Below are 26928 nucleotides of genomic sequence, written 5' to 3' on the forward strand. Positions count from 1 at the left end.
CCTCTTATTTAGTGATGAAGTCCGTTGTGGACTATTCGGAGAAATCTCATGTTGACTATCAAACGTCTTTCTTTGGCTTTGGCCGTAACGGCTCTGGTTGCAGGTTGCAGCTCGGGCGTCAAGCTCGACGACAAGCCTGTGGACGGCTCGCTGTCCAGCCAAGGTGCTGGCGCTAACGGCCAAGGCCAAAGCGGTGTGTCCGGCGTGGACCTGACCGGTTCCGCTGCGTCCAAGGCCGGCCCTCAGGGTGTCAGCCGTATCGTGTATTTCGACTTTGACAGCTACTCTGTCAAGGCTGATGCACAGCCCCAGATTGAATCCCACGCCAAGTTCATCAAGGCCAACCCCGCTGCCAAGGTGCAGCTGGAAGGCCACACTGACGAACGCGGTGGCCGTGAATACAACCTGGCTCTGGGTCAAAAGCGTGCAGAAGCTGTGCGCCGCTCCCTGGGTCTGCTGGGTGTGAATGATTCTCAGATGGAAGCAGTGAGCTACGGCAAGGAAAAGCCTGCTGTGGAAGGCAACAACGAAAGCGCCTTCTCCCAAAACCGTCGCGTTGAAATTAATTACCGTTAATGATGAAGCAGGCTTTGTTGACTCTCCGTCACGCAACGCTGCCGCAACTGGTGGTGGCTGGCCTGCTGGCCAGCTCTGCCATCAGCGCGCATGCAGCTTTATTTGGTGATGACGAGGCGCGCCGCGCCATCATCGAGTTGCGCCAGCGCACCGACGGCCTGCAGCAATCGCAAGAGCAGACTCGCCGTAGCCTGCTTGATCTGCAGTCGCAGATCGAAGCGCTCAAGGCCGATCAAGCCAAGCTGCGTGGTCAGAACGAGCAACTGACTCGTGACGTGGCCGAGTTGCAGCGCGGTCAAAAGGATCTGGCCAAGGGCTTTGATGAGCGCTTGCGCCAGTTCGAGCCTGTGAGTGTGAATGTCGATGGCATTGAGTTCACTGCAGATCGCAGCGAGCAGCAAGACTTTGAGCAAGCTCTGGGCTTGTTCCGTTCGGGCAAGTTTCCCGAAGCGGGTCAGGCTTTTGCCGCCTTCTTGCGCCAGTGGCCCAGGAGTGGCTATACGCCTTCTGTGCGTTTCTGGCTGGGTAACTCGCAGTACGCTACGCGTGACTACAAAAACGCCATTGCCAACTTCCGCTCGGTCTTGACCAATGCGCCCATGCATGCACGTGCGCCGGAAGCAGCTCTGTCCATTGCCAACTGCCAGGTTGAGTTGAAAGACACCAAGGCAGCGCGCAAGACGCTTGAAGATCTGTTGCAGGCCTATCCGAACTCGGAAGCCGCAGGGATTGCCAAGTCCAAGCTGGCGACGCTCAAGTGATGGCCGATCACTCGCAGTCTCAAGCGGAAACAGCGCCCCAGTCCGGCGCTGTTTTTTTAACGGACGACGCAGACCTGCAACGCCGCTTTGGCGGGCTGGAGCGCTTGTACGGCGTGAAGGGCGCAGCCCACATTCGTGCAGCCCACGTGGTGGTGGTCGGTATTGGTGGCGTAGGTTCGTGGACGGCTGAAGCGCTTGCGCGCAGTGGTGTGAGTCGTTTGACCTTGATCGACATGGATCATGTGGCTGAGTCCAATATCAACCGCCAGATTCATGCGCTGACCAATACCGTGGGGCAGGCCAAGATTGAAGCCATGCGCGATCGCATTGCGTTGATCAATCCTGCTTGTCAGGTGGTTTGCATTGATGACTTTGTGGAACCCGAGAACTGGCTGCAGTTGCTGCCCGCAGATGCGGATGCCGTGATTGATGCCTGCGATCAGGTCAAAGCAAAGGCTGAAATGGCAGCCCATGCCCGCAAGACCAAGCAATGCTTTATTGCGGTGGGTGCAGCGGGCGGTAAGCGACTGGCGCATCTGGTGGATATTGCTGACCTCAGCGCCACTACGCATGATCCGCTGCTCTCGCAGTTGCGTTATCGCCTGCGCAAGCAGCATGGTGCGCCTAAAGATGGCAAGCGTATGGGAGTGACCTGTGTGTTCAGCCGCGAAGCGGTTGCGCCGCCTGATGCCTCTTGCGCTATCGAGGGTGACGGTAGCTTGAACTGTCACGGCTATGGCTCGGTAGTGGCTGTGACGGCAACGTTCGGCCAGTGCGCGGCAGGCTGGGTTCTGGATCAATTGGCACGCAAATCCAATTAATTGAGTCACTTTCCTGAGAGGCAGGAAAAATAGATTACAATAACGTCATTCCACTGAATAAGCAAACATTGCTTCTGAGGTGTGGAGGGGTCTTTAGCTCAGCCGGTAGAGCAGCGGACTTTTAATCCGTTGGTCACGAGTTCGAATCTCGTAGGACCCACCAGAATGTAGGCGCTACAGCTATAAAAGCTGTAGCGCCTTTTTCGTTTATCTATCCATTGACTGTCGGCCTGTACGTCGAGTCGGGCAATGGTATCGCGCCTGCCAAAATTTGCGATTAGCTTAAAATCGCTGCTTTCGCGTAGAGGCTGCGCCGCTGGAAAAATCAAATGAAATCAACTGATTCTGATCGCACGATGCAAACGAGTATCCCGAAAGTCGGGTTCGTCTCGCTGGGCTGTCCTAAAGCGCTGACCGACAGCGAACTGATCCTCACGCAATTGAGTGCAGAGGGTTATCAGACCTCCAAAACCTTTGAAGGTGCTGACCTGGTCATCGTCAACACCTGCGGTTTTATTGACGATGCTGTCAAAGAAAGCCTGGACACCATTGGTGAAGCGCTGGCTGCCAACGGCAAGGTGATCGTCACCGGTTGCCTGGGCGCCAAGGCTGGCAAAGAAGGCGGCGCCACTATGGTGGCTGAAGTGCACCCCAGCGTGCTGGCCGTAACCGGTCCCCATGCCACGCAAGAAGTGATGGATGCCGTGCACGCCCACCTGCCCAAGCCCCACGACCCGTTTGTGGACCTGGTGCCCGGCAGCTTTGGCGATGCGGGCATCAAGCTCACGCCTAAGCACTATGCGTACCTGAAGATTTCTGAAGGTTGCAATCACCGTTGTACCTTCTGCATCATCCCCTCCATGCGCGGCGACTTGGTTTCGCGTCCGATTGGCGATGTCTTGAAAGAAGCCAAAGCGCTGTTTGAAGGCGGCGTCAAAGAGCTGCTGGTTATCAGCCAAGACACCTCCGCCTACGGTGTAGATGTGAAGTACGTCACCGGTTTCTGGGATGGCAAGCCCGTCAAGACCCGCATGCTGGAGTTGGCCGATGAATTGGGCAAACTGGCCAAACAATACGGCGCATGGGTGCGTATGCACTACGTGTACCCCTACCCCACGGTTGATGCCGTGCTGCCGTTGATGGCTGAAGGCAAGGTCTTGCCATACCTGGATGTGCCGCTGCAGCATAGCCACCCTGACGTTCTGAAGCGCATGAAGCGCCCCGCATCCGGCGAGAAAAACCTCGACCGCATCCGCGAATGGCGCAAGATTTGCCCAGAGCTGGTGATTCGCTCTACCTTCATTGCTGGCTTCCCTGGCGAGACTGAAGAAGAATTCGAGCACTTGCTTGATTTCATTCGCGAAGCGGAAATTGACCGTGCAGGCTGCTTTGCCTACAGCCCGGTCGAAGGCGCTACCGCCAATGAATTGCCTGGCATGCTGCCCGAAGAAGTGCGCGAAGCGCGCCGCGCCCGCTTTATGGAAGTGGCGGAGGAAGTCTCCACCGCTCGCCTGCAGCGCCGCGTGGGTCAGGTCATGAAGGTGCTGGTCGACAAGGCCATCAGCTTGGGTAAAAAGGGCGGCGTAGGCCGTACCTATGCTGACGCCCCAGAGATCGACGGCGTGGTGCACATCCAGCCGCCTGAAAAAGCCAGCAAGTCCTACAAGGTAGGTGATTTGATCAGCGTGCGTATCGTTGGTACGCAAGGCCATGATCTGGTGGGTATTCCCGTCTAAGTGAATCAAAGCAGTCTTTGCAGGCTGCATCAAAAACTCAAAAGGGCCGCGTTCTGCGGCCCTTTTTGCGTCTGTGCTTTGTCAGGTATTGCTCAATTGAGCTGTTAAATCTTTGACTGAGGCGAGGCTCGCAATTGCAAGTCGTCCGAGTTGTTGAAGCATCTTGCTGATGCAGTCATGAACGCAAAAAGACACCTGTCGATTTGACTAGGTGTCACAGTGTTGTGTCGCACATGCTCAGAAATATTTTTCTAGGAAGATGACCTCTTGTCTACAAAGAGGATTTCCATCGAAAGGTGACGAACCTTACCTCGCCCATTCACTGGCTGTCAGTTAGTACCCGCTTGGGTTCCATCTGTTGCCGTTGTTGATGGGTAGGAGGTGGGGTTGTGCGTTTCTATCGGCCCTTATGCCACAGTGAAGTAGCACGCGGAATGTTGGCGAGTCTAGCAGGATGGCGGAAATGTTTTCCGGCGAAATTTCTGAACGGCCTTTGATGAGGTGGTGTCGGCTGTCTTCCCCCCTCTACCCCGGTATGCTCCTTGTGAATTAACGAGGAGGTGTAGGGATGTTGGAGGCTGTGAGTTACTTGAGATGGGATTGGGCTGTTATCGGAACAGTCATAGCTGGCATTGGAAGCATTGCTACGGCAGTCACAGCATGGATTGCGTTCTATATAGGTATGGAGCCAAGGAGAATACGCCAAGAGCAAGAAAGGATACGTACAAGAGTTGCCGCGAGACTCTTGGAAATAGAGATGGAGCGACTTCATCGAGGGGTGACAGGAGTAAGAGGCCTCGTGTTTTTTCCAGAAGACCGCGATGACCTGGACTATTTGGAGACGATTAAATGCTTGCACAGCCCCATACTCAAAGAATGCCTTGATGCCGCTGACTCATACCCTGAGAATGCAGCGCTTGCTATGGCTGAGGTCTATGCAATTGCTGATGACCTTAAAGAAATGCTTGATAACCAGCGCGTCTTGGGTGGCGACGGGAAGTGGGGTGAACGGCGAGGTAAAGAAATTTTCAGTTGCGCTGACAATCTTTCTGAGGCTATTGGACGGCTCCGCCCCATCTTGATTCCTGGATGTCAGAAATCGTTCGGTTTCTTACACCCCTTCTGCCGCCCCTGAAAACATGTAAACAAAATAGGATTGAGACTTTATTGCAGTCGTGCAATACTTACACCCATTATTTACAGGGGTGGAGCATGAGCGCACGCATCTACGGCTATGGCCGTGTCAGTACAGCAGACCAGACCACAGAGAACCAGCGTAAGGAGCTGGAGGGCATGGGCCATGAGCTGCTATCACAGCGGTGGTTCTCGGACACCATCTCAGGCAAGGTGCCTGCCAAGGAGCGCCCCCAGTTCTCCAAGCTACTGGAGCGACTGGAGGAAGGTGACCTGCTGCTGGTCTCCAAACTCGACCGCCTAGGCCGAGACATGATTGATGTACTGCAGACACTGAAGACCTTGGAGGAGCGCGGCATCCGGGTCAAGGTCAAGGCTCTGGGGGATGTTGACCTCACCAGTGCAGCAGGCAAGGTAACCGTGCGTGTCCTTGCAGCAGTCGCAGAGATGGAGCGGGACTTGTTGGTCGAGCGTACACAGGCTGGTCTGGCCCGTGCCAAGGCCGAAGGCAAGCAACTGGGCAGACCCTCCAAGACCAGCGAGGAAGACCGCCAGACCATCTTGGCAAGGCTCCATGCTGGCGATACCGTTTCTCAAGTGGCGAGGGACTACGCCATCAGCCGCACATCCATCATCAACATCAGAGACGCGGCAGCAGCGGAGGCTTGACCTCCTGCGCCTATCACCAGCGCCAGCAATAGCGCTCACAGTCGTTTCCATTTCTATCTTCATGCCCCCGCAGGGTTCGCCTTGCGGGGGCTTTTTGTTGGCCGCTCGATGTGCGTGGTGTTCAGAGCCATGGCGTGAAGGCCTATCACTCAAGGAAACACATGAAGAACTACATCCAGTACCGCGCCGTGCTCATCGCCAAGAACAGCCACGCCTACGAGTTGTGGGAAGCCAAGGACTTCAAGGCGCTGGACAAGCATTTAGCAGCCCTCGCCAAAGCAGAAGAAGAACTCCGAAACCGCTACTGAACACCTCTTCCCCGAATTAGGGGGACGTATAGCTAAAGCGAAAACGCCTAAGCAAACAGACATCAACACTTCTAGGAAAACGACATGACTACCAACGCAATCATCACCAAGAACTACAACGACACCGTCCTGACCTTCCGCAATGACGGCTGGTTCAACATGACCAAGGCCGCGAAGGCTTTCGGCAAGGACGTGCGTGATTTTCTGTACGCAACCGCCACTCAGGGGTACATCAATGCCTTGACCAAATGCGGCAATTTCCCGCAATTGATGGAGGCCAAGCGCGGTAATCAAGGTGGCACATGGGCGCACCCCAAGCTCGCCATTCGTTTCGCCCAGTGGCTGGACGACGCCTTTGCTGTGTGGTGCGACACCGTGATTGACGACATCCTGCGCGGCAAGGCCGAGGTGGTCATCACCAAGCCCGAGACTTCGGAAATCCTGGCGATGCCATCCAGCATGCTGGAAGCAGGTAAGCGCTGGCTGGCAGAGCTGGAGCGCGCCGAAGCCCTGAAGCTGGAGAACGTCGAGCTGAAGGAGGAGGTGGCCGTGCTGACCCACGAGGTCAACCACTTCACAGTCAGTGAGTTCCAGACTGCTGCTGGTCGCTACTTCAGCCCCTCGCAGCGCAGCAAGATTGCCCGCTATGCCGCTGGCTACTGCTTGGCTCAAGGCTTGGAAATCACCCGCAAGCCCATGTCGTACACCAGCCCCATTAACGGTGAGACCTATAACAACATGGTGAAGGTCTACCCCCGAGTAGCCTTGGAGCACGGCGTCATTCTCGCCACGAACTAAAGCCAAACCTTTAACCACCACTCTGAAAGTTTCCCCAATGACCCATAACACACCACATTCCTTCCCCGAAACCCCGACCCCAGCACAGTCTCCAACCTTTGCCGAGCGTCTGTTTGCCGCCGCACGTATGGAGATGGCGCGTGAGGCTCAAGCCAAAGCGGCCACTCAGGCGCAAGCGAAACAGTAATAAGCCGCTCACTAACTAAACCATTGGCCACCTCCGGGTGGCTTTTTGTCGTTTATGGCAACCCGAAAGAAAAAGCCCTCGGTCATTAATGAATGGCTGAGTCACGCGAGTCATCCTTCATTACCTGCGGAGGTCGTTTCGTTAATCGAGAGACGCCGTAGGCAAATGCAAGCCTTTGCAAGTCTTGACCTACGCACGCACTGCACCAAGAATGAAGCCTCACTGAGGGAGTGCTGGTTATGTCCTTGTTGCTGCGTCGTTTGAGGGGCGAGCCTTTTCTACAAGTCCAGAGCCACGGGCAGACGTTGACCTGCTACAGGCGGGGATTGTTGCTTGGTCTGGCCCTTGGGGTACTGACCTTCATGCTGTTGCAACTGTCGTTTGTGTCCCTTGCCTTGCCATGGCAGATTGCCCACGGCGTGCTCTTGTGCGGAGGCTTCTATCTGGCTGCTGCTTTGATGGCGAGCCGTGCGCCTGCTGGCCTATCACCTGAGCTTGCTGCTGCTCGGTGGCTTTAGTACTGGCAGATTATCAAACCTCTTGAAGAGGATGCTGTTCTAGGCTTTGCGAAATCTAGTCACCCGTGGTAACTATTTCTGGTTGGTGGACCGCAATCTGAAGCCTCATGGTCACGTCGCTGGTCGACATGGGCGGCTGCAAACGACCCAAAGCGGTAGTAGAGGACTGTACAAAGCAGTCGCTCGACGTTTGAGATAAGGGAAAGGCTGGAATTGAGCGAATCCCGCAGGAAGTCTGCCTCTCAGGACTGCAGGGTTAGGCTGACTTTCTATCACGCTACGCAAAGTAATGCTTAACAAACTCATATTCAGCACAGCCTTCAGTAATCAGAGACTCAGAGAAAGTATCAGCCAGTATTTCGTGAAAGACATCGTGATTGGAAACGACATAATGCTTCCCTCTTGGTTTGAGGGCTGAGTTTTGGTACGTATAGCTTTTGTGAGCTTCGGTTGGCCAATTGGAATTATTCAGTTCGACGATGAAACTCGCCTCGGGATCGGAAGGATATATTCCGATGGCCGGGCTGCAATCAGTTCTTGCGCTACGGACACAACGGGCACCTTCAAATTGCAGTTTTACAAATGATGGCGCTTCCGCAATGCTTTCGGCTAATAGGTAAACAATACAGTAGATGCTCGTATAAAGGAGAGCGGCATCTTCGATATGGTTGTGCCTATACTTTAGAGGGATGGCAATTCCTGAGTGCATTGTTCTTCTAGGCCTAGTGTAATGTTAGGAATAAAATCTACTCTATTGTCGTTTCTCGCAGAATGTGTGTAACACGAAAACTAGAAATCAATGATTTAGAGTAGAACTAAGAGGTGCATTTGGTCCTCGCTTCTCAATGAGTTTTGTACTTTCCGTATAAGTTAGGTCGCAAGGCCAATACCGACCCCGGGCAGCCATTCACTCCTCAACCTAGTAAGTCGAGCAGCAATGAAGCGGTTGTAGCACATGAATAAGCAATCATTGAGAGACTGCTCATGGCCGAAAACAGCCGGTTAAGGACTGTCCAAGACAATCATCTTGTTGACCAGAGTCAGTCAGGTGTCTGTCCATGGGTCGTCAGAACGACTGACCGATTCAACCAGATTCTGCGGCAGGCAAGAACAACGGGAAAGGCCTAGAACGGCTTGACGCTTCTGGGGTATGCAAGGTATAGGCGCGGCCTTTGCGGCGCTTCTAGGGTGGCATGGGTGCCCTCCGTGGGGTGTCTTGGTGTCTGCCTTGCGGTGACTGGTTCTCCCCGTCTCTGCTGTGGCGGAGTTTGCTATCATATGAATAGCATGAAATCGTTTACTGGCAAGGCCTTGAATTACGGGGACGTATAGCCCTTAGCCCCTTTCAGATATCTATAAGTTCATATCCTAAAGATAGCCTTAAGTAATCCTTCAGTAGTCCTCTGGTTCTTCTTCCAGTAGTCCTTGGTAATGAACTAATAAGTAGTAATAGAAGATTCATTCATAGGAGTCCTTGCCAAGGCACCTCCAAGCCTGCCATGGATAGCTTCAAGCCATGACCATGCCTATGCCTATGCCTATGCCAAGCATGCTCCATGCCTCCCTTGAGGCCTTCCAAGCCCTCCCATGCGAATGAATGAGGAAGGAGCTATCACAGGTGCGGTTCCTGTTTGTCGTGGTGTCCTTGCTGCCTCTGTTCTCCTTCCTCGCTCTGTCAGCTTCAGCCATGCAGCGCCAGCATCAGCAGCCGTCCCTTGAGGTGGTTTAAGGCTCATGCGTAGTGCCTGCCATGGCTGGAGGCCTTCAAGGCTTCTCTGTGCTGGCCTTGACTGTGGTCTTGGGCACGAGGTCTGCTGTCTGTTGTTTTCGTTGTGCTTTCACAATACGGAATGCATCTGCGCCCCCCTGTAGTTTTCTCCTAGCTTCCACTCTGGCCCTGAAGCCTCCACGCTGGGCAGTCTCCATGCGTGGCTCTGTGTAGACCTTAGGCAAGCTGAGAGCAGGGTAGGAGATGGCTTGGATGGCCTCCCGGCGGTCTTCAAGGCTGACGTCTTGGTAGACCTTTGTTCCAATGCTTCCCAGCGTCTCATGGCCTGTGATTGCGTCTTGCACCTTCTCTGGTATCTTGGCTCTGGACATGCGTGTGCGCACGGAATGCCGGAAGGAGTGGAAGTCTGGGTAGCGCTCTGTCAGGCCCACGCTGCGTCGGTATTCTCCAAACCAGTTGGATAGGGTCAAGCCGGGGCGCTCTGGGTCAACGCGGAGGATGGGCCATAGCTTGTCGTGGCCTGCGTCTCGGATGGCTTGGACGTACTCCAGCAATCCTAGCCTGACTAGCTCAGGGTGGATTGGAATGCTGCGCAAGCCTGCATTGCTCTTTACTCGTTGCCCATCTCCTGCGTCTGTGATGGTCAGCATGGGAATGCCATCTATCAGGCTGATGTCACAAGTACGAAGCTGAGACAGTTCTCCTATGCGTGCCCCTGAGTACAGCGCCATAAGCGGCACCCAGTAGGCTGCATCGCTGCCTGACTTCTTGCCCTTTGGGGTGTCGTAAGTGGTAAACAGCGGCTGACTGAATAGCTGTTGCAGCTCCTCGTCTTTCCAAGGCCTGCGGGTCTGGGCCTTGCTGACCTGAATCTCCATCCCTTCCCAAGGCTGCTTGGGTATCAGCTCCAGCTCTCGGTAGGCGTAGACCAACAAGGACTTCACCCAGACGAATCTATTGCGGGCGGTGGTCAGTGATATGGGTTGCTCCTGCAGCCATGACCTGAAGGCATCGCCGTGTGCTCTGGTGAATTGGTTAATGGGCAAGCGACCCAGTGCTTTGTCGCAGGTTTCTATAGCCAGCAGGCAGGCTTGCTCAGATGACTTCGTTCGCTTCTTGACTCGCAGCCAGCGCTTGTACAGCTCCTTCAGTGTGGGCATCTCTGCATACAGGGCTGGGCCAGCCTGAGGATTCACTGCAGCTCTTTTCGATGTGGATGCCAGGGTGGCTGGGGCCTTGGTATTTGCGCCTGTCTGAGTGCTTTCTAGTAGGGCTGCGTGTGGCTCGGTAGGCAGGAGGATGCCTTGCAAAGGCTCCAAGACCTTCTGCGCTTGAGCGGAGAGATGCGAAAGAGTGCCAGACGGTTTCCTGGCCGCAGCAAACAGCGCCAGCAGCCTTGCACGCTCCAATGTCCCCAGCAGCTCCGCCTCAGACCTATCAGAAGTCCCCAGACTCTTGCGGAAACGGCTGCGCCCAAACCTTGCTCTAAGGTCTGTCGGAACGACTATGCACAGTTGGAAAACGCCAGCTCTTAAATGCAGCCCTGTGAGGGTTGGCATGGTCTTGAATACTCTTGTCTGATTGACAGAAGTACCACATCAAAGTGCCACAAAGACCAAAAAAGCTCCTTTCTAGGAAGATGACCTCTTGTCTACAAAGAGGTTTTCCATCGAAAGGTGACGAACCTTACCTCGGCACTGGTTTCACAGTTAGGGCTGCTTGGTTCCCCACCTGACCCGGTTGGCCGCTTCCCCATGCGAGGAGGCCCGTCACCGCTGATTATAGGTTGAAAAGACACACTCTGAATTCTCATTGCATGAGATTTCAGGTGCAGCCGTGTTGACATGCCCTTGCCCCGTAGAATTGAAGACTATGTCTTATTTAGTGCTTGCTCGTAAATACCGGCCCCGTACCTTCTCCGAAATGGTGGGGCAGGAGCACGTGGTTCAGGCCCTGACCAATGCGTTGACCCAGCAGCGCCTGCACCACGCCTATCTGTTCACGGGCACGCGTGGCGTGGGCAAGACCACGGTGTCGCGCATTCTGGCCAAGTCGTTGAATTGCCAGGGCGTAGATGGCAATGGTGGAATCACTGCAACTCCTTGCGGCGTATGCGCTGCATGCACTGAAATCGATAGCGGCCGCTTTCCTGATTACACCGAGCTGGATGCTGCGTCTAACCGTGGGGTGGACGAGGTGCAGAGCCTGCTGGAGCAGGCTGTCTACAAGCCGGTGCAGGGGCGCTTCAAGGTTTTCATGATCGACGAGGTGCACATGCTGACCAACACGGCGTTTAACGCCATGTTGAAGACGCTGGAAGAGCCGCCTGAATATCTGAAGTTTGTGCTGGCCACGACCGATCCGCAGAAAGTGCCTATGACGGTGCTTTCGCGTTGCCTGCAGTTCAACCTGCGACCCATGGCGCCTGAGACGGTGCTGGAACACCTGACGCAAGTGCTGGCCAAAGAGGCCGTGCCTGCTGAGCCGCAGGCATTGCGCCTGCTCTCGCGGGCGGCGCGCGGTTCCATGCGTGATGCGTTGAGTCTGACCGATCAGGCCATTGCCTTTGGCAGCGGTCAGCTTCAGGAAGCCTCGGTGCGCCAGATGCTGGGCAGTGTGGACCGCAGCCATGTGTTCCGCCTGATTGATGCTCTGGCGCAGGGCGATGGCCGCACGGTGGTTGAGACTTCTGAAGAGTTGCGCCACAACGGCTTGTCGGCCGCTTCTACGCTGGAAGAAATGTGCGCTGTGCTGCAGCGCATGGCCGTGCTGCAGGCCGTGCCTGATATGCCATTGGACGCCAGCGACCCGGAAGCCGCTGAAGTCGATCGTCTTGCGAGCCTGATGCCGCGTGACGAGACGCAACTGCTCTACAGCATCTGCCTGCATGGCCGTGCAGAGCTGGGTCTGGCTCCTGACGAATATGCGGCGCTGACCATGGCGCTGCTGAGGCTGCTGGCTTTTAAGCCCGAAAATGCCGAAGCCGGCACGGCTGAAAAAAAAACTCCAGCGCTGAGGCCTAGTCGCCCGGTTGCTACTGCACCGGCTGTTGAACCTGTAGTGCTGCAGGCTCCGGTGGCCACGCCCGTGGCTATCTCGCCTGTTGCTCCACCCGTGCAGCCGCAGGTGGGACAGTCTCAGCTTGCCTCTGAAGTTTTAGCGTTAAAACAGCCTGAGGTCCATACAAATCAAGCGGATGAAGCTACTGTATTGGTAGCTGAACCTGTGCTCGCCCAGCCTCAACAGGCTGTGTCTGACAACGCTCCTGCCCCAGCGCTGGAAGTGCCTCAGTCGATTACGCCGGATGCCGCTGAAGTGCCTGCCGTAGAGACTGAAGAGGCTGTAGATTCAGAAGAAGACGCCTCGGAATCAGAAGAAATGGCTGATCCGGCCGATGTAACAGACACTCCGCAAGAAGTGGACCCCAGCGAAGCCGCCTGGGCTGGTATGCCCGAAGAGGGCTGGGCGGATGATGGGCGCTGGAGTGATGACGCCGATGTGGATGTCGGCCAGCCCATGAATTCCATGCCTGCGATACCTTCCCTGGAGCAGGAAGAGCCTGCGGCGCAGGAGTCGGCTGGTGGCTATGTCAGCACCGCTCAGGATGTTGCGCCTGTAGAGCGCACGGCCGAAGGTGATCTGTGGCAAAGCGTGGTGGAGCAATTGCTGCAGACTGAAGCCGTGGCGGCGCTGGCGCGGCAGCTGGCGCTGCAGTCGCAACTGATTGCCCGTGACGGTGATTTGTGGCATTTGCGGGTCGATTCCAGCTCTTTGAATCAAACGGGCTCACGCGATCGCCTGCGTGCTGCGCTGGAAGCGGCTGGTCATGCGCGACAATTGCAAGTTGAGCTGGGCCCGGTGACCGATACTCCGGCACGTCGACTGGCCTTTGAAAAGAAAACGCACCAGCTGCTTGCTGAAGACATTGTCAAAAGCAATTCGCTGGTGCAAACCTTGAGGCGAGACTTTGGCGCGAAAATCGTGCCTGGCAGCGTCAAGCCCCTATCCATTCAGCCTGAATAAGGCGTTTCAACAAAAGAAGGAATTCACATGTTCAACAAAGGACAACTCGCCGGTTTGATGAAACAAGCCCAGTCCATGCAAGACAACCTGAAGAAGGCTCAGGACGAGCTGGGCAACATCGAAGTTGAAGGCGAATCCGGTGCCGGTCTGGTCAAGGTTGTGATGACCTGCAAGCACGACGTCAAGCGCATCACCATTGACCCCAGCCTGCTGGCTGAAGACAAGGACATGCTGGAAGACCTGGTCGCTGCTGCTTTCAACGCTGCTGTGCGCAAGGCTGAAGAAACCTCCAGCGAGAAGATGGGCAAGATCACCGCCGGTATGCCTGGCCTGCCTGGCGGCATGAAGTTCCCGTTCTGAGAACTCCCCCTGAGCGGCTGCGCCGCTTCCCCCTCTCTCGCTTTGCGGGAGGGGGACGGCAACCTCGCTGCGGGGCGGCCCTTGCTCGTTGCCACTGATGTGGGACATGCCTGATCTAAGGCAGTTTCTTTGAGTGGCGGAGTAAAAATGAATGGCGATCTGTGGTTTGCAGATCGCTTTTTTTCTGGTGAGTGAAAGGACCGCGCATGTCTGATGTGCAATCTCTGGATGTCTTGATTGAAGCCCTGCGGCGCTTGCCAGGGGTGGGTGTCAAGTCGGCTCAGCGCATGGCGTTTCATTTGCTGCAGCGCGATCAGGCGGGGGCGCTGCAACTGGCGCGGGCGCTGGATTCGGCGGTGAATTCTGTGCACCACTGTGAGCGCTGCCACACCTTTACCGAAGGGGCGATTTGCCGTATTTGCGATGACGCAGGGCGCGATAGTGCTCGGCTGTGTGTGGTGGAGGCCCCTGCCGACCTAGCGGCAATGGAGCGCACGGGCGCTTATCAAGGCTTTTACTACGTGCTGATGGGCCGTTTGTCGCCGCTGGATGGCGTGGGGCCCAAAGAGATTGGCATGAAGCAGCTGCTGGAGCGGGCCTGCGATGGCGCGGTACAGGAGGTGATTTTGGCCACCAGCTTTACCGCCGAAGGCGAGGCCACGGCCCACGCGATCAGTGAAACGCTGAAGTCGCGCGGTATTCTGGTGACGCGCCTGGCGCGGGGTGTGCCGATTGGCAGCGAGCTGGAATATGTGGATCTGGGCACGATTGCCCATGCCCTGGTGGACAGGCGCTAAAGATATCAGTCAAAAAGGCCTCTAGCGCTTTTCGATAAAGCGCAAGCAGCTATCAAATTGAGGGGCTGATGGCCGTGAAAAAGCCCGCAGGTTTGCAACTGGCGGGCTTTTTTGTTGTGCAGTGACTTGCTTGCGCTTTTACTTGCGTTTCTTGGCAGGTGTGCCGCCACGTGTTTTGGGCTCGCTCTTGCCACCGCGCGCCGCAGGTGCAGCTTTGCTGCTTTTGCTGGAGGCGGATACCTTGCTACGGCTGACTTCGTGGCTGCTGGCCTCAGCGCGAGCGCTGCGTGCGGCGCGGCTTGGCAGATAGGCAACCAGAGATTGACCGGCGTGCAGCGATGCGGTGGACTTCAAATCGTTCCAGTCAGCCAGATTGGAGACGCTGACGCCGTAGCGGCTGGCTACGCTGATTAGCGTATCGCGCTTGCGGGCCTTGACGGTGGTGCGTACGGTCACGATCTCCGGGGCGAAGGAGATCTGGCCGTTGTCGGCGACGTGGCCGGGCACATCGGTCTTGACATCGGCATCGCGCGGGATCATCAGGGCCGAGCCGGCCTTGATCAGCATGCGCGGGGGGATGTTGTTGATGGCGCGCAGATCGGCCTCACCCAGCCCGGCGCGCTGGGCGGCTTCGGCCACGGTGATGGTGGTGGGCACGGTCCACACCGTCCAGCTGGCGAACTGACCTTCGCTATAGGCTTGCAGATTGCGGCGGAAGACCTTGGCGTTGTCCCAGGGCAGCAGCACCTGCGGTGTGGCGCGGGCAAAGATCACGGGCTTGTGAAAGCTGGGGTTGAGCGCCTTGAAGTCCTTGACGCTTACATCGGCCAGCTTAGCCACCAGTTCCACATCAATGTCGTGGGGCAGGTTCACGACCTGAAAGTAGGGGTGGTTCTCGATGATGGGCAACTCGGCGTTGAAGCGCTCGGGGTTGGCCACGATGTTCTTGACGGCTTGCAGCTTGGGCACGTACATGCGGGTTTCGGCCGGCATCTGCAGGTCGAGGTAGCCCGTGGGCAGGCCCAGCTTTTCATTGCGCTTGATGGCGCGGCCCACGCTGCCTTCGCCCCAGTTGTAGGCGGCAAGGGCCAGATGCCAGTCGCCAAACATGTTGTGCAGCTTTTGCAGATAGTCGAGCGCGGCGCGGGTGGAGGCCAGTACGTCGCGTCGGTCGTCGCGGAAGATGTTCTGCTTGAGGTCGAAATACGTGCCGGTAGCGGGCATGAATTGCCACATGCCTGCGGCCTTGGCACTGGATACGGCCTGAGGGTTGAACGCGCTTTCAATATAGGGAAGCAACGCCAGTTCGGTGGGCATGCCGCGGCGTTCCAGCTCTTCGACGATATGGAACAGGTACTTGCTGGAGCGCTCCGTCATGCGCTGGATGTAGTCAGGGCGTGTGGAATACCACTGCTCCTGGTTCTGCACCAGATCCTGCTCCAGGTCGGGCATGGCAAAGCCCTTGCGGATACGCAGCCAGAGGTCGCCCGTGGCTTCGAGTTCGGCGACTTCAGAGCTGCCGACCTTGCCTTGGCCAAGAGGCTTGAGCGGGCCGTCGGGATACATGGGGTCGACGCTGCTGGTGGTGGCGCAGCCGGTGAGAATCAGCACGCTGGTGAGCAGCAGGGTGGAGAGCAGTTTCATCAGAAAACGTTTTTCCATTGGCGCAGGGTCGCCAGCACGCTGGCAGGCTCCCGGGGCTTGGTTTGAGGGTCATGGTGCACGGCGGCTGCGATGACATCGGCAGCGCGGCTGCGCATGAATGGATTGATGGCCAGTTCGGTTTGCAGAGTTGAAGGCAGCGTGGGCTGATGGCGCGCACGCAGCTTCTGGCAATGATCCAGATACTGAGCCAGATCTGGGTTGTTTGGTTCCACGGCCTGCGCAAAACGCAGGTTTGAAATTGTGTATTCATGTGCGCAGCACACCAGTGTGCTGGCGGGCAGGGCGGCCAGCGCATCGAGCGAGGCCTGCATTTGTGCGGCTGTGCCTTCAAACAATCGCCCGCAGCCACCCGAAAACAGGGTGTCGCCGCAGAACAGCACGGGCTGCATTTGATTGCTGATATTGGCGTGTGCGCTAAAAAAGGCGATGTGGCCGCTGGTGTGGCCAGGCACATCAATGACTTGCCATGGGCCGCCCAGCAGCTCAATGCTGTCACCGCCTTGCACGCGGGTGACGGGCTCGGGCAAGGTCTCGTAGGCGGGTCCCCAGACAGGTGCGTCTGTGGCTGCGCGGATCGCGTCCACACCGCCGACATGGTCGGCATGGTGATGGGTGACTAGAATGCCTTGCAGCTTCAAGCCCAGCTGCGCCAGCATGCTCAGCACGGGTTCGGCCTGTCCCGGGTCGACGACCACGGCATGCTCTGCATCGTGGATCATCCAGATGTAGTTGTCGGAAAAGGCAGGAATGGGCAACAGGTTCATGAGCTGCAAAATTATAAAGATGCATCACTGGACAGAATCAGCCCTTGGGCACTATCTCCTCGAATGGGAGCAGCAGCGCTTTGATGAAGCGGTGGCCGATATCTTTGGCTATCACGCGCTTCAACTGGGCTTACCGCCGCTTGAGGGTCTGCGCAATAACCGCATGCCGCACCGCTGGCTGGCGCTGGATGGCTCCGGCGCTGCTTCAAATGTCAATCCAGATTGCAAAGCAGGCACTGTAGCGCAAGCCGGGCTTGCGAGGGCGGCCGCTAGTGAAACGGAGAGTACAAAGCAGTCTTCGGTCCAATCTCAAACGCCTGTCCTGATGACGGCGGCAGAGGCCTTGCCTTTTTCCGAGGCCAGTCTTGATCTGCTGCTCATGCCGCATACGCTGGAGGCGTCAAACGACCCGCATGCCGCCCTGCGCGAGGCTGCGCGGGTGCTGGTGCCTGAGGGGCGGCTGGTCATCAGCGGCCTGAACCCTGTCAGTCTGCTGGGATTGCAGCGCCGGGTAGAGCGCAGCGCGGGCTATCTGCCGGATTTGAGTCTGGGCGTGGGTTACTGGCGTTTGCGCGATTGGCTGCAATTGCTGAGCTTTGAGATCGAAGCCGTGCAGTTTGGCTGTTATCGTCCTGCCACGCAAAGTGCGCAGTGGCTGAGCCGCTGGCAGTTTATGGAAAGTGTGGGCCACCGTTGCTGGCCAGTGCTGGGTGGTGTGTATTGCGTGGTGGCCGTCAAGCGTGTGCCGGGCACGCGGATGATGAGCCCCAGCTGGCGCAATCGCAGCGCGCCCGCAGGCATGAAGGCACCGGTAACCAATAAGCAGCCGCCAGATACGATCTGGCGCAACAAGGAAAAAAATTGAATCAAGTTGTGATCTACACCGATGGCGCCTGCAAGGGCAACCCCGGCCCTGGCGGCTGGGGCGCATTGCTGCAGGCCGGATCGGCACAGAAAGAATTATTTGGCGGCGAGCTGGGCACTACCAACAACCGCATGGAGCTGATGGCAGTGATTCAGGCGCTGGCCGCCCTCAAACGCCCCTGCGATGTGGTGCTGTACCTTGACAGCCAGTACGTGCGCAAAGGCATTACCGAGTGGATTCATGGCTGGAAGGCCAAGGGCTGGATGACTGCGTCCAAAGAACCCGTGAAGAATGCAGACCTGTGGAAGCAGCTGGATGCACTGGTGCAGGGTAGCGGCCATCGCATTGACTGGCGCTGGGTCAAGGGTCATGCCGGCGACCCCGGCAATGAGCATGCCGACTCGCTGGCCAACAAGGGCGTGGAGCTGGCGCTGAAAAACGGTTGACAGGAGTGATGGGCCAGGGCAGATGAGCAATCTGCGCTGGCTTGTGCTGAGTTGGCTGACTCAAGCAAATGACACCCAGCAAAGGCGGCCCCACGGCAAAGCCGCTTACAGAAGGGTCAATGGCCTCAGGGGGTGATTTGAGCCAGTGCTTCAGCTATCTGTTGCTCTGACTCGGGTCGTACCACTCGCGCCACTTCCTTGCCGTCGCGCAAGAAGATCAGCGTAGGCCAGAGTTTGATGCGGTAGCTGCGGCCCAGCGGACGGCCGGGGCCGTCTTCCACCTTGATATGCGGCAGGTCGGGGTGGGCCGCCAGCGCGGCCTGCAGCAGGGGCTGAGCGCGCTGGCAGTGGCCGCACCAGGGCGTGCCAAATTCCAGCAAGTTTGCACCCTTGAGTGCATCGATGGCCTGCCTTGTGGGTTCTGTGGCCCAGTGGGTGGCTTGGTATGGCATGGAGTCTCTTCCTGAAGTGATCTTGGGCGTAATTTGGAGAGGCTAGCGAGTCTGATCCTCAGATCAGGCCCTGCAAAAGCAGAACGTTGACGCTTTCTCCGGGCAGCACATCGCCGCACTCATCACTCAGCACGATGATGCAGTTGGCCGCCACCATGGAGCTGAGCACGCCCGAGCCCTGAGGGCCGGTAGTACGCACCGTGGCCTGTCCTTGCGCATTGATTTCAATCACGCCGCGCAGATATTCGGTGCGGCCGGGGCGCTTGCGCAGGCGCTCACTGCTGATGGCCTGCAACTGCGGCACAGGCTCAGCGCGCTCACCGGCCAGGAGGGCCAGTGCCGGGCGCACAAACATCAGAAAGCTGACCATGGCGGCCACCGGGTTGCCGGGCAGGCCCAGCAGCACGGCGGGGCGCAGGGTCGATGCGGTATTGCTCTGCTTTTGAGAGCTTTCTGCGCTTGTCGTGCTTGCGCTGCAGGCCGATTTTTCGGAAAAATTGGCAGCGACTGGGGTGAGTAAACCCACTGCCAGCGGCCGGCCGGGGCGCATGGCGATGTGCCAGAACTCCACGCATCCCATGCGCTGCAGCATGGCGCGGGTGTGGTCGGCCTCGCCAGCGCTGATGCCGCCGCTGGTCAGCACCACATCGGCCAGCGATGCGGCTTGGCTCAGGCGCTCTTGCAATGCGGCAGGCTCATCGGGGATGGCGCCGAGATCAAGCACTTTGGCGCCCATGCGGCGCAGCAGCGCCTGCAGGCTGAAACGGTTGCTGTCGTAGATCGCGCCTTCTCGCGGTGCGTCACCTGAGCTTAGCAGTTCATCGCCGGTTGAGAAATAGGCCACGCACAGGCGGCGGCGCACGCTGACTTGGCCCAGTCCCAGGCTGGCCAGCAGGCCTAAGGCGGCGGGCGTGAGGCGCTGACTCGCAGGCAGGGCGACCGAGCCTTGCTGCAAATCTTCACCGCGCAGGCGGCGGTTGGCACCGGCGCGCACAGTGCTGGCATCCAGTTCAATCAAGGCATCGCTGGCCGTCACTTGCTCATGCGGCACAACGGTATCCAGCCCGGCGGGAATGACAGCGCCGGTCATGATCTTTACGCATTGACCCGCAGCCAGTTCTCCATGCCAGGGCGCTCCGGCCAGGGCTGCGCCCACGACGCGCAGAGTGAGGTGCTGGTCGGGCTGGGCATCTTTCAGCCCGCTGCCTGCAAAGGCATAGCCGTCCATGGCGCTGTTGTCGTGGGGGGGGACGTTGACGGGGCAGATGACGTCGGCTGCCAGCACGCGGTCCAGTGCATCGGGCAGGGCCACGGTTTCTACTTCGGCAACAGCACCCAGCGGTTGCAGCAATGCCTGCAGTTTCTGGTGTACCTGTGTGGTGGTCAGCGTCTGGGCGTTGGTGGCGGCGGCAGGTTGAAAAATCGCGGTCATAGCAGCATCCAAAGAAAAAACCTCATGGCGGGTGCCGCCATGGGGCTGTTACCGTACTTTACGCGTTTGGCTTGCGGGCTAAGGTGTCTGGGCTTGTACGACGGGAGCGAGTTGCTCCAGATCATGCAACTGGGCCAGTGTGTTGGCGTTGGCAAAGGCATGCTCATCACCGGGGCGGTCAAACATGGCTTGCGCGCAGTGGTGCTGGATGGTCCAGGCGTCAATTTTGCGGCCGCCGCTGGTGATGAAGGCTTCAAGGCTGTGTTTGAGGCAGGCCCTGATCAGGCAGAACACGGGCTGGGCACGCAGCTCAGGCGGTTGGCCGGGCTGGGTGCGTTCGCTATCTCCATTGTCCCAGCCGTGGGCGATGATTATTTCGGTGCTTGCATCCCCGCGCGCAGCAATCATTTGCGCAGCCAGATCCATCGGGAACAAGGGGGTGTCGCAAGGCACGCACAGCAGCCAAGGCGTCTGGCACTGGGCAAGACCCGCCATGAAGCCTGCCAGCGGGCCGGGATAGTCGGGCAGGGCGTCGGGGCAGACTTTGGCGCTCAGCGGCTGGCCCAGCGCGGCGTATTGCTCGGTATTGCGGTTGGCGTTAATGAGCAGGGGGCCGACCTGCGGTGCCAGGCGCTGCAGTGCATGCAGCGCCAGTGGCAGGCCTTGAAAGGGCTGCAAGCCTTTGTCCACACCGCCCATGCGCGCACCGCGCCCACCGGCCAATATGCAGCCGGTGATCTGGTCCGCGGTGATGGGTGAATCAGCCACCGATGTAGCTCATTTCGATACGGCGGCCGCTGCTGGCGGGCGTTGCATCGGGTGGCATTTCGCTTCGCATCTGTGAGTAGCGGTCATCGCGCTGCTGCCAGATGGGGGCGATGGCTGCCGCAATTTCAGCATTGCTGGCACCGCTGCGCAGCAGGCTGCGCAAGTCCCAGCCCTGGTTGGCAAACAGGCACAGATACAGCTTGCCTTCGGTAGACAGGCGTGCGCGGTTGCAGTCGCCGCAAAAAGCGTGGGTCACGCTGCTGATAACGCCCACTTCGCCCAGCTGGGGGTCGTGCTGGCCAGCGGCATCTGCATAGCCCCAGCGCACGGCGGTTTCGCCCCGTGAGCTGGGCTCCAGCGGGATCAATGGCAGCTCGGTGCGCAGGCGGGCGATGACGTCATCGGACGGCAGCACCTCATTCATGCGCCAGCCGTTCGTGGCGCCGACATCCATGTATTCGATAAAACGCAGCGTCACACCTGTGCCGCGGAAGTGGCGGGCCATGGGCAGAATCTGATCATCATTGGTGCCGCGTTTGACGACCATGTTGACCTTGATGTCCGACAGGCCCACGGCGCGCGCCGCTTCAATGCCGTCCAGCACATCGGCCACGGGGAAGTCCACATCGTTCATGCGGCGGAAAACCTCGTCGTTCAGCCCATCCAGGCTGACGGTGACGCGGTTCAGGCCCGCATCTTTCAAAGCCTGAGCCTTGCGCGCCAGCAGCGATGCATTGGTGGTCAGGGTCAGATCAAGCGGCTGGCCATCGGGTGTACGCAGTTCGGCCAGCTGGGCGATGAGCACTTCGAGGTTCTTGCGCAGCAGTGGCTCGCCGCCGGTCAGGCGCAGTTTGCGCACGCCGTGCTGCACAAACAGCTGGGCCAGACGCGTAATTTCCTCAAAGCTCAGCAGGGAGCTGTGGGGGAGGTACTGGTAATTTTTATCGAAAACTTCCTTGGGCATGCAGTAGTTGCAGCGGAAGTTGCAGCGGTCGGTGACGCTGATGCGCAGGTCGCGCAAAGGCCGTCCCCATTGATCTTGCAGCAACCCGGTGGGGGCTTGCAAGACGCTGGGGACGACAGCGCTGCGGGATGCCGCACGCTCATCGACCAAGGGAATCACTCGTTCTGCCATGGGGTTGATTGTGCCGCAAGCGCGATGTCCGGGCCGCCTGCGGGCTTGTTGTGGATTATCAAATTTGATAGCTGGTTGCGCTTGATGGTATTGCGAGTCAGCCTTGTTTGATATTTTCTTGGGGCTGCTGCGTCAGCGGCTTCCAGCCCTTGAACTCGGGGTAAAACTCAGCCACGCCGGGGCCGTTGAAGTCCCAGCCAAGGCATTGGCCCAGATGGCGCGGCGGCTCGCCAGAGTCGTTGGTGTTGAACTGGTTGAGTACGGTGTGGAAGGCGGGCGTGGCCATGTTGAACAGTAGCTCGCGCAGGTGGGTGCAGCCTGCCACGCTGCCCAGGTTGTCGGCAATGGCGCGGCGCCAGCCACGGGCGATGCAGCAGCCCACCATTTTTTGCATGGATTTTGTGGCTTCGGGGCAGTGCCCCAGCGGGTGGTCGTCCATGACGGCTTCTATGCCGTGCACGACCATGTCGGCGTCAATGGTCAGGCGAATCCACATATGGTGAATCGGCTTGCCGGCAGGCACTTTGCGGTGGCCATGCAGTTCGATGTCGTAAGTCTTCTGGTCGACCATTTCGGCCTCTATATCCCACATGCCGTCATGACGGGTGTAGCCCCGGTATTTGACGTCGCGCATATGAATGGGCAGTGGCTTGCGATTGGCACTGGGGGACAGGGGCATGGGGGTATCCGTTGTAATGGCGGGCGATAACGGATGGGTGTTCTGTCTATAGCTCTATCGCCCGCGATGATTTTTGAATGAACGCCGTGGGGGCGTTATTTTCATTATCAAAGAGATAGCAGACTTGTCCAGCAAGAAACGGACAGCGGGCGAAATGAGGATGTGAAACGGGGCGCTGACAGGGGCAGGGTGTCAGCCCGCTTTCAGCAATCTATTCAGCAATTGGCACTGATTCGCCCCGTCAGAGCGGCACCTTTGAGGGCGGGGAGGTTCAGTACTTCCAGTTTGCCGCGTCTCAGTTGCAGCCAGCCTGCCAGTTGCAGCTCTTGCAGGATCTGGTTGGTGGTCTGGCGCGACAGGCCCAGCATGCGGGCCAGCTGCTCTTGCGATACGGCCAGCTCGCGATGAGTACGGGTGCGGTCTGCCCATTGCTCGTGGCCCATGGCCATCTGCACCAGCCGGCACATGACACGCTGGGGGGCGGGTAGCACGGTCTGCTCTTCCAGCGCAATCAGGCTGGCGCGCAGCTTGTGCGTCAGCAGCAGGGCCATGGGGTGCCAGTGCTGGGGGTGGGCATCCAGCCATTCGCGCAGCGGCGCTATGGGGATATGCAGCAGGGCGCAGGCGGTATTGGCGCAGGCGTCGTGTGTACGGGGTTCGTCATCAAACAGGGCAATTTCGCCCAGCCAGCTGGGCGCTTCTATCAAGGTGAGCAGGGCGGTGCGGGTGTTTTCCTGCAGCGCGGCGGTGCCAGAGATGCTGAGCGAGCCGCGGGCCACGGCATATAGGCCGCAGGGCGCATCACCCCGGCGAAACAGCCATTCACCGGGCGACAGCAGGCGGGGCTGAGCTATGAGCTGCATGTGCGCGGCCAGCTCTGGCGGCAGGCCGCGAAACCAGCGCCCGGCCTGCACAATGGCCCAGAGGTCGTGAGTACCCACATGTTCAAAGCTGCGCTTGCGCGCAGGCGGTGCGGGGGCCAGAGCAGGCTTGGGCGATGGTATGAGGTCTTGTGTCGGCGGCATGACAGACTGCAAGGTTGATACTGCGTCACCATGCTCGGACAAGCGACACGGAGATACAGCGATGAAAACCCTAATCGATCAGTTGTCCAACTACGCCGCCTACCACCGCGACCCGCGCAATATCGTCACCCACTACATCGGCGTGCCGATGATCATGCTGGCCGTGGTCATCTTGCTGGCCCGGCTGCAGTGGGGCGCGCTGGCCGGGGTGCCGCTGTCGCTGGCCTTGCTGGGGGCCGTAGCCGCTGCGGTTTATTACTGCGCGCTGGATATGCGCTATGGCCTGTTCATGACAGCGCTGCTGGTCGCCATGCTGGCGCTGGCCACGCCGATTGCGGCGCAGTCCACCACGCTGTGGCTGGCGTGGGGTGTGGGACTGTTTGCGGTGGGCTGGGTGATTCAGTTCATTGGTCATTACTACGAAGGCCGCAAGCCCGCGTTTTTTGACGATGTGATGGGCCTCATCGTCGGCCCGCTGTTTGTGGTGGCTGAGCTGGGTTTTGCCCTGGGCCTGCGCAAGTCCGTACAGGCCGCCGTGGAGTTGCGCAGCGGCCCGGTGCGCCGCAGGCAATCAGCTCACGCTTGATTGACTATGATTTGTATAGCTGCTTGCGCATATAGACAGAGCGCTTGAGGCGGTTTTTCTTGAGATTTTTGGGGTCTGCACATAGTGATGCTGTTGTAAGCCCCCGCATCTTTCAAACATGTAATGCCCGCGTTAGGGTCATGCGCCTAGAATTACGGGGTGGCCCGCAGGCGCTGACGCTTCATCAGCCCTGACGGGGCTTTTTTGTATTACTTCCTCCCAACCATCATGTCTCTGAACAATGTGACCCCCGGCTCCAAGACTCCTGACGTCTTCAACGTCATCATCGAAATCTCGGCTAACTCCGCTCCCGTGAAGTACGAAGTGGACAAGGAAACCGGCTGCCTGTTCGTGGATCGTTTCATGGGCACCGCCATGCACTACCCCGTGAACTACGGTTATGTGCCCAAGACTCTGGCTGGCGACGGTGACCCCGTGGACGTGCTGGTGATGACTCCCTTCCCCCTGCCTGCAGGTGTGGTCGTGCCTTGCCGCGCCATCGGTATCCTGCACATGGAAGACGAAGGCGGCGTGGACGGCAAGGTGCTGGCTGTGCCTACACAAAAGCTGCTGCCCAGCTACGACAAGATCAACCACCTGAGCGACATTCACGATCTGGTGCTGCAGCAAATCTCGCACTTCTTCGAGCACTACAAGGACCTGGAAAAGGGCAAGTGGGTCAAGGTTCTGGGCTGGAAGGGCGTGGACGAAGCACACAAGGAAATCGTTGACGGCATCGCCGCATACAAGGGTTAATCCAAAGCAGTAAAGGCTCTCTAACCTTTACGCGCAGCAGGCTTTGACCTGAGTCGCCGATACAATTTGAAACGCACCAGGCAGAAAACGCCGGGTGCGTTTTTTATTGCCTGAATCGGCAGACACGAGGGGATCGCATGAGTTGGAAGATTTCGGACTGGCGCGTGGGAACCAAGCTGGGCATCAGCTTTTTGACGCTGGTATTTTTCTCGGCCCTTCTGGGGTTTGTGGCCTGGCTTCAGCTGACCAGCATTCATTCAGCGGGGCGCGCCATCTCAGAAGTGGCTTTGCCCAGCGTCTACAACGCGGCTTCCATGCGCTCTGAGTACAACCGGTTGCGCCGCCATGAAGCCGGTATCTCTACCGCCCGTACGCTGGTCGAGATCGAAGGCTACGAGCAACAGGTTCAGCAGCGCCTCAAGACCATTGCTGAACAGGAAAAAATCATAGATGGCCTGATTGCCAGCGATGTGCTGCGCCAGGCCTACAGCAGCTATCAGGCCAACAAGGCGGAGTTTTTGAAGCTGCACGACCAGTTGCTGGCTCAGGCACGCGATGGCAACTACAGCACCGTAGAAAGCCAGGCGGCCATGGGCGACGAGCTGGGCCTGTTCTTTGCGGGCCAGTCTGAGCAGGCATTCGGCCAATTGGCCGAGAGCACAGGCAAGTTCATGAATCTGCAGCTGGAGAGTGCCGCCCGCGCCCAGCAGGCCGAAAAATCCAGCTTTGAGCTGGCCCGCTACTGGGTGCTGGGCACGCTGGCTCTGGTGGTGCTGATTGCTGCTGCGGTGGGCATTGCCATGACGCGAGCCATCACTACCCCGGTTGCGACGGCAGTCGAGCTGGCCCAGGCCGTGGCCGCAGGCCAGCTGGGCATGCAGGTGCACAGCGAGCGCCGTGATGAAATGGGCTTGCTGCTCAATGCGCTGGAGGATATGCGTCGCCAGCTTTCATCTGTGGTGCAGGACGTGCGTGGCAACGCCCATGGCGTGGCCCTGGCATCCAGTGAGATTGCGCAGGGCAATGCGGACCTGTCCGCTCGAACCGAGAGCCAAGCCAGTGCTTTGGAAGAAACAGCGGCATCCATGGAGCAACTGGGCTCCACCGTGCGCCAGAACGCTGACAACGCACAGACGGCCAATCAGATGGCCAAGACCGCATCCGATGTCGCGGGCCGTGGCGGCTCCGTCGTGGCGCAGGTGGTGGACACCATGAAGGGCATTAACGACAGCAGTCGCCAGATTGCCGACATCATTGGCGTGATCGACTCAATCGCCTTCCAGACCAATATCCTCGCGCTGAACGCAGCGGTAGAAGCCGCCCGCGCGGGCGAGCAAGGCCGTGGCTTTGCCGTGGTGGCAGGCGAGGTGCGTACTCTGGCGCAGCGCAGCGCTGAGGCTGCCAAAGAAATCAAGCAGCTCATCAGCGCCAGTGTGGAGCGCGTAGAGCAGGGCTCGCAACTGGTGGACAAGGCGGGCACAACCATGGCCGAGATCGTCAGCGCCATTGGCCGCGTGACCGACATCATGGGTGAGATCAGCGCCGCCAGCCGCGAGCAAAGCCAAGGGGTTGCGCAGGTCGGCGAGGCGGTCACACAGATGGACCAGACCACGCAGCAAAACGCGGCACTGGTGGAGGAGAGCGCTGCGGCAGCTGACTCCCTGCAGCGCCAAGCCAAGGCACTGGTGGATTCTGTGGCGATCTTTCAGCTAGGCCAGCAGGAGCAAGGCTTTGCTAGTGCTGCGCTGAAGCCGCGCCTGGATGCGGGAGCGCGTTCAGAGGCAGGCGTGCGATTCGCCAGCCGTGAAGAGCCGCGTGTAGCGCCTCGTGCAGTTCCCGCCCCGCGCGCGCAGGCTCAGGTGATGGCATCGGCTAAACCTAAGCCCGCGCTGACGAATGATGAAGACTGGGAACAGTTCTGACAGTGACGCTACAGCG

The 26928-nt window shown here is 58.5% G+C and carries 28 protein-coding genes, 1 tRNA gene, 1 other RNA gene and 1 pseudogene; 18 read left to right on the top strand and 13 right to left on the bottom strand.

From position 1 onward, the window contains the following. Nucleotides 1-48: 48 nt before the first annotated feature. The 10 genes from pal to RSF91_RS00515 all read left to right on the top strand — a co-directional run bounded on the left by pal (nt 49) and on the right by RSF91_RS00515 (nt 6990). Entirely contained in the window at nt 49-576 is a 528-nt protein-coding gene (gene pal, locus RSF91_RS00470) for a peptidoglycan-associated lipoprotein Pal (RefSeq protein ID WP_332566574.1), read from the top strand. Then, nucleotides 576-1337 (top strand): tol-pal system protein YbgF, encoded by a 762-nt coding sequence (ybgF, locus tag RSF91_RS00475; protein ID WP_332566575.1) that lies wholly within the window; start codon nt 576-578, stop codon nt 1335-1337. The genes pal and ybgF overlap by 1 nt, the downstream gene beginning before the upstream one ends. Next, nucleotides 1337-2158 carry a tRNA threonylcarbamoyladenosine dehydratase gene (locus RSF91_RS00480; RefSeq protein WP_332566576.1) on the top strand — a complete coding sequence of 274 codons (822 nt, stop codon included), beginning with the start codon at nt 1337-1339 and terminating at the stop codon, nt 2156-2158. Before ybgF ends, RSF91_RS00480 begins: the two co-directional genes overlap by 1 nt. Before the next feature lie 87 nt (nt 2159-2245). Further along, nucleotides 2246-2321 (top strand) — tRNA-Lys (locus RSF91_RS00485). A 193-nt stretch (nt 2322-2514) separates the two neighbouring features. Continuing rightward, entirely contained in the window at nt 2515-3894 is a 1380-nt protein-coding gene (gene rimO / locus RSF91_RS00490) for a 30S ribosomal protein S12 methylthiotransferase RimO (RefSeq protein ID WP_442878768.1), read from the top strand. 799 nt (nt 3895-4693) lie between these two features. Further along, nucleotides 4694-5029 carry a hypothetical protein gene (locus tag RSF91_RS00495; protein WP_332566578.1) on the top strand — a complete coding sequence of 112 codons (336 nt, stop codon included), beginning with the start codon at nt 4694-4696 and terminating at the stop codon, nt 5027-5029. Between the two features lie 77 nt (nt 5030-5106). Beyond that, nucleotides 5107-5697 carry a recombinase family protein gene (locus RSF91_RS00500; RefSeq protein WP_332566579.1) on the top strand — a complete coding sequence of 197 codons (591 nt, stop codon included), beginning with the start codon at nt 5107-5109 and terminating at the stop codon, nt 5695-5697. 161 nt (nt 5698-5858) lie between these two features. Then, complete coding sequence (locus tag RSF91_RS00505) at nt 5859-6005, top strand: hypothetical protein (RefSeq protein WP_332566580.1); 147 nt, start codon at nt 5859-5861, stop codon at nt 6003-6005. A gap of 84 nt (nt 6006-6089) precedes the next feature. Further along, on the top strand, nt 6090-6803 hold the full coding sequence (locus RSF91_RS00510) for a KilA-N domain-containing protein (protein WP_332566581.1): 714 nt from the start codon (nt 6090-6092) through the stop codon (nt 6801-6803). 37 nt (nt 6804-6840) lie between these two features. Next, nucleotides 6841-6990, top strand: a complete 150-nt coding sequence (locus RSF91_RS00515) for a hypothetical protein (protein ID WP_332566582.1) — start codon at nt 6841-6843, stop codon at nt 6988-6990. A 278-nt stretch (nt 6991-7268) separates the two neighbouring features. On the opposite strand, the gene RSF91_RS00520 is transcribed toward RSF91_RS00515, so the two are convergent. From RSF91_RS00520 to ffs, 5 genes and pseudogenes are all read right to left on the bottom strand, one after another. Then, entirely contained in the window at nt 7269-7406 is a 138-nt protein-coding gene (locus RSF91_RS00520; protein WP_332566583.1) for a hypothetical protein, read from the bottom strand. Between the two features lie 379 nt (nt 7407-7785). Further along, the gene (locus RSF91_RS00525) at nt 7786-8217 is read right to left on the bottom strand and encodes a hypothetical protein (protein ID WP_332566584.1); all 432 of its coding nucleotides are present in this window, start codon (nt 8215-8217) and stop codon (nt 7786-7788) included. A gap of 1055 nt (nt 8218-9272) precedes the next feature. After that, nucleotides 9273-10433: a site-specific integrase gene (locus RSF91_RS00530; protein ID WP_332566585.1), complete on the bottom strand. Its 1161-nt coding sequence runs from the start codon at nt 10431-10433 to the stop codon at nt 9273-9275. 183 nt (nt 10434-10616) lie between these two features. Continuing rightward, nucleotides 10617-10796: pseudogene (locus tag RSF91_RS19790) on the bottom strand (DUF6538 domain-containing protein); the annotation flags it as partial. Between the two features lie 116 nt (nt 10797-10912). Beyond that, nucleotides 10913-11008: signal recognition particle sRNA small type (gene ffs, locus RSF91_RS00535), an RNA gene on the bottom strand. Nucleotides 11009-11109: 101 nt separating this feature from the next. Here ffs and dnaX point away from each other — a divergent pair. From dnaX to recR, 3 genes are all read left to right on the top strand, one after another. Continuing rightward, complete coding sequence (gene dnaX / locus RSF91_RS00540) at nt 11110-13260, top strand: DNA polymerase III subunit gamma/tau (RefSeq protein WP_332566586.1); 2151 nt, start codon at nt 11110-11112, stop codon at nt 13258-13260. Between the two features lie 27 nt (nt 13261-13287). Beyond that, nucleotides 13288-13620 (top strand): YbaB/EbfC family nucleoid-associated protein, encoded by a 333-nt coding sequence (locus RSF91_RS00545; RefSeq protein WP_099737431.1) that lies wholly within the window; start codon nt 13288-13290, stop codon nt 13618-13620. A 206-nt stretch (nt 13621-13826) separates the two neighbouring features. Next, the gene (gene recR / locus RSF91_RS00550; protein ID WP_332566587.1) at nt 13827-14417 is read left to right on the top strand and encodes a recombination mediator RecR; all 591 of its coding nucleotides are present in this window, start codon (nt 13827-13829) and stop codon (nt 14415-14417) included. Between the two features lie 138 nt (nt 14418-14555). Here the strand turns inward: recR and RSF91_RS00555 are convergent, their stop codons facing one another. Continuing rightward, nucleotides 14556-16061: a transglycosylase SLT domain-containing protein gene (locus tag RSF91_RS00555; protein ID WP_332566588.1), complete on the bottom strand. Its 1506-nt coding sequence runs from the start codon at nt 16059-16061 to the stop codon at nt 14556-14558. Then, entirely contained in the window at nt 16061-16846 is a 786-nt protein-coding gene (gene gloB / locus RSF91_RS00560) for a hydroxyacylglutathione hydrolase (protein ID WP_332566589.1), read from the bottom strand. The genes RSF91_RS00555 and gloB overlap by 1 nt, the downstream gene beginning before the upstream one ends. 19 nt (nt 16847-16865) lie before the next feature. Between gloB and RSF91_RS00565 the strand changes: the two genes are divergently transcribed. After that, nucleotides 16866-17711 (top strand): class I SAM-dependent methyltransferase, encoded by an 846-nt coding sequence (locus tag RSF91_RS00565; RefSeq protein WP_332566590.1) that lies wholly within the window; start codon nt 16866-16868, stop codon nt 17709-17711. Next, on the top strand, nt 17708-18157 hold the full coding sequence (gene rnhA, locus RSF91_RS00570; RefSeq protein ID WP_332566591.1) for a ribonuclease HI: 450 nt from the start codon (nt 17708-17710) through the stop codon (nt 18155-18157). Before RSF91_RS00565 ends, rnhA begins: the two co-directional genes overlap by 4 nt. Nucleotides 18158-18282: 125 nt before the next feature. Here rnhA and RSF91_RS00575 read toward each other — a convergent pair whose 3' ends face one another. From RSF91_RS00575 to RSF91_RS00600, 6 genes are all read right to left on the bottom strand, one after another. Further along, complete coding sequence (locus tag RSF91_RS00575; protein ID WP_332566592.1) at nt 18283-18609, bottom strand: thioredoxin family protein; 327 nt, start codon at nt 18607-18609, stop codon at nt 18283-18285. Nucleotides 18610-18667: 58 nt separating this feature from the next. After that, entirely contained in the window at nt 18668-20041 is a 1374-nt protein-coding gene (moeA, locus tag RSF91_RS00580) for a molybdopterin molybdotransferase MoeA (RefSeq protein ID WP_332566593.1), read from the bottom strand. A 78-nt stretch (nt 20042-20119) separates the two neighbouring features. Then, entirely contained in the window at nt 20120-20809 is a 690-nt protein-coding gene (mobA, locus tag RSF91_RS00585) for a molybdenum cofactor guanylyltransferase MobA (protein WP_332566594.1), read from the bottom strand. Further along, entirely contained in the window at nt 20802-21944 is a 1143-nt protein-coding gene (gene moaA / locus RSF91_RS00590) for a GTP 3',8-cyclase MoaA (RefSeq protein WP_332566595.1), read from the bottom strand. The genes mobA and moaA overlap by 8 nt, the downstream gene beginning before the upstream one ends. Nucleotides 21945-22041: 97 nt before the next feature. After that, complete coding sequence (locus tag RSF91_RS00595) at nt 22042-22623, bottom strand: DUF2889 domain-containing protein (protein WP_332566596.1); 582 nt, start codon at nt 22621-22623, stop codon at nt 22042-22044. Nucleotides 22624-22838: 215 nt separating this feature from the next. After that, nucleotides 22839-23648, bottom strand: a complete 810-nt coding sequence (locus RSF91_RS00600; protein WP_332566597.1) for a Crp/Fnr family transcriptional regulator — start codon at nt 23646-23648, stop codon at nt 22839-22841. Between the two features lie 61 nt (nt 23649-23709). Here RSF91_RS00600 and RSF91_RS00605 point away from each other — a divergent pair, with 61 nt between their 5' ends. The 3 genes from RSF91_RS00605 to RSF91_RS00615 all read left to right on the top strand — a co-directional run bounded on the left by RSF91_RS00605 (nt 23710) and on the right by RSF91_RS00615 (nt 26912). Further along, nucleotides 23710-24234, top strand: coding sequence for an Mpo1 family 2-hydroxy fatty acid dioxygenase (locus RSF91_RS00605; RefSeq protein WP_332566598.1), 525 nt, complete (start codon nt 23710-23712; stop codon nt 24232-24234). 228 nt (nt 24235-24462) lie between these two features. Further along, nucleotides 24463-24990: an inorganic diphosphatase gene (ppa, locus tag RSF91_RS00610; protein ID WP_219345463.1), complete on the top strand. Its 528-nt coding sequence runs from the start codon at nt 24463-24465 to the stop codon at nt 24988-24990. 137 nt (nt 24991-25127) lie between these two features. After that, nucleotides 25128-26912: a methyl-accepting chemotaxis protein gene (locus tag RSF91_RS00615; protein WP_332566599.1), complete on the top strand. Its 1785-nt coding sequence runs from the start codon at nt 25128-25130 to the stop codon at nt 26910-26912. Nucleotides 26913-26928 lie beyond the last annotated feature (16 nt).

The sequence above is a fragment of the Comamonas sp. genome (genome assembly GCF_036643215.1).
GTDB lineage: Bacteria > Pseudomonadota > Gammaproteobacteria > Burkholderiales > Burkholderiaceae_C > Comamonas.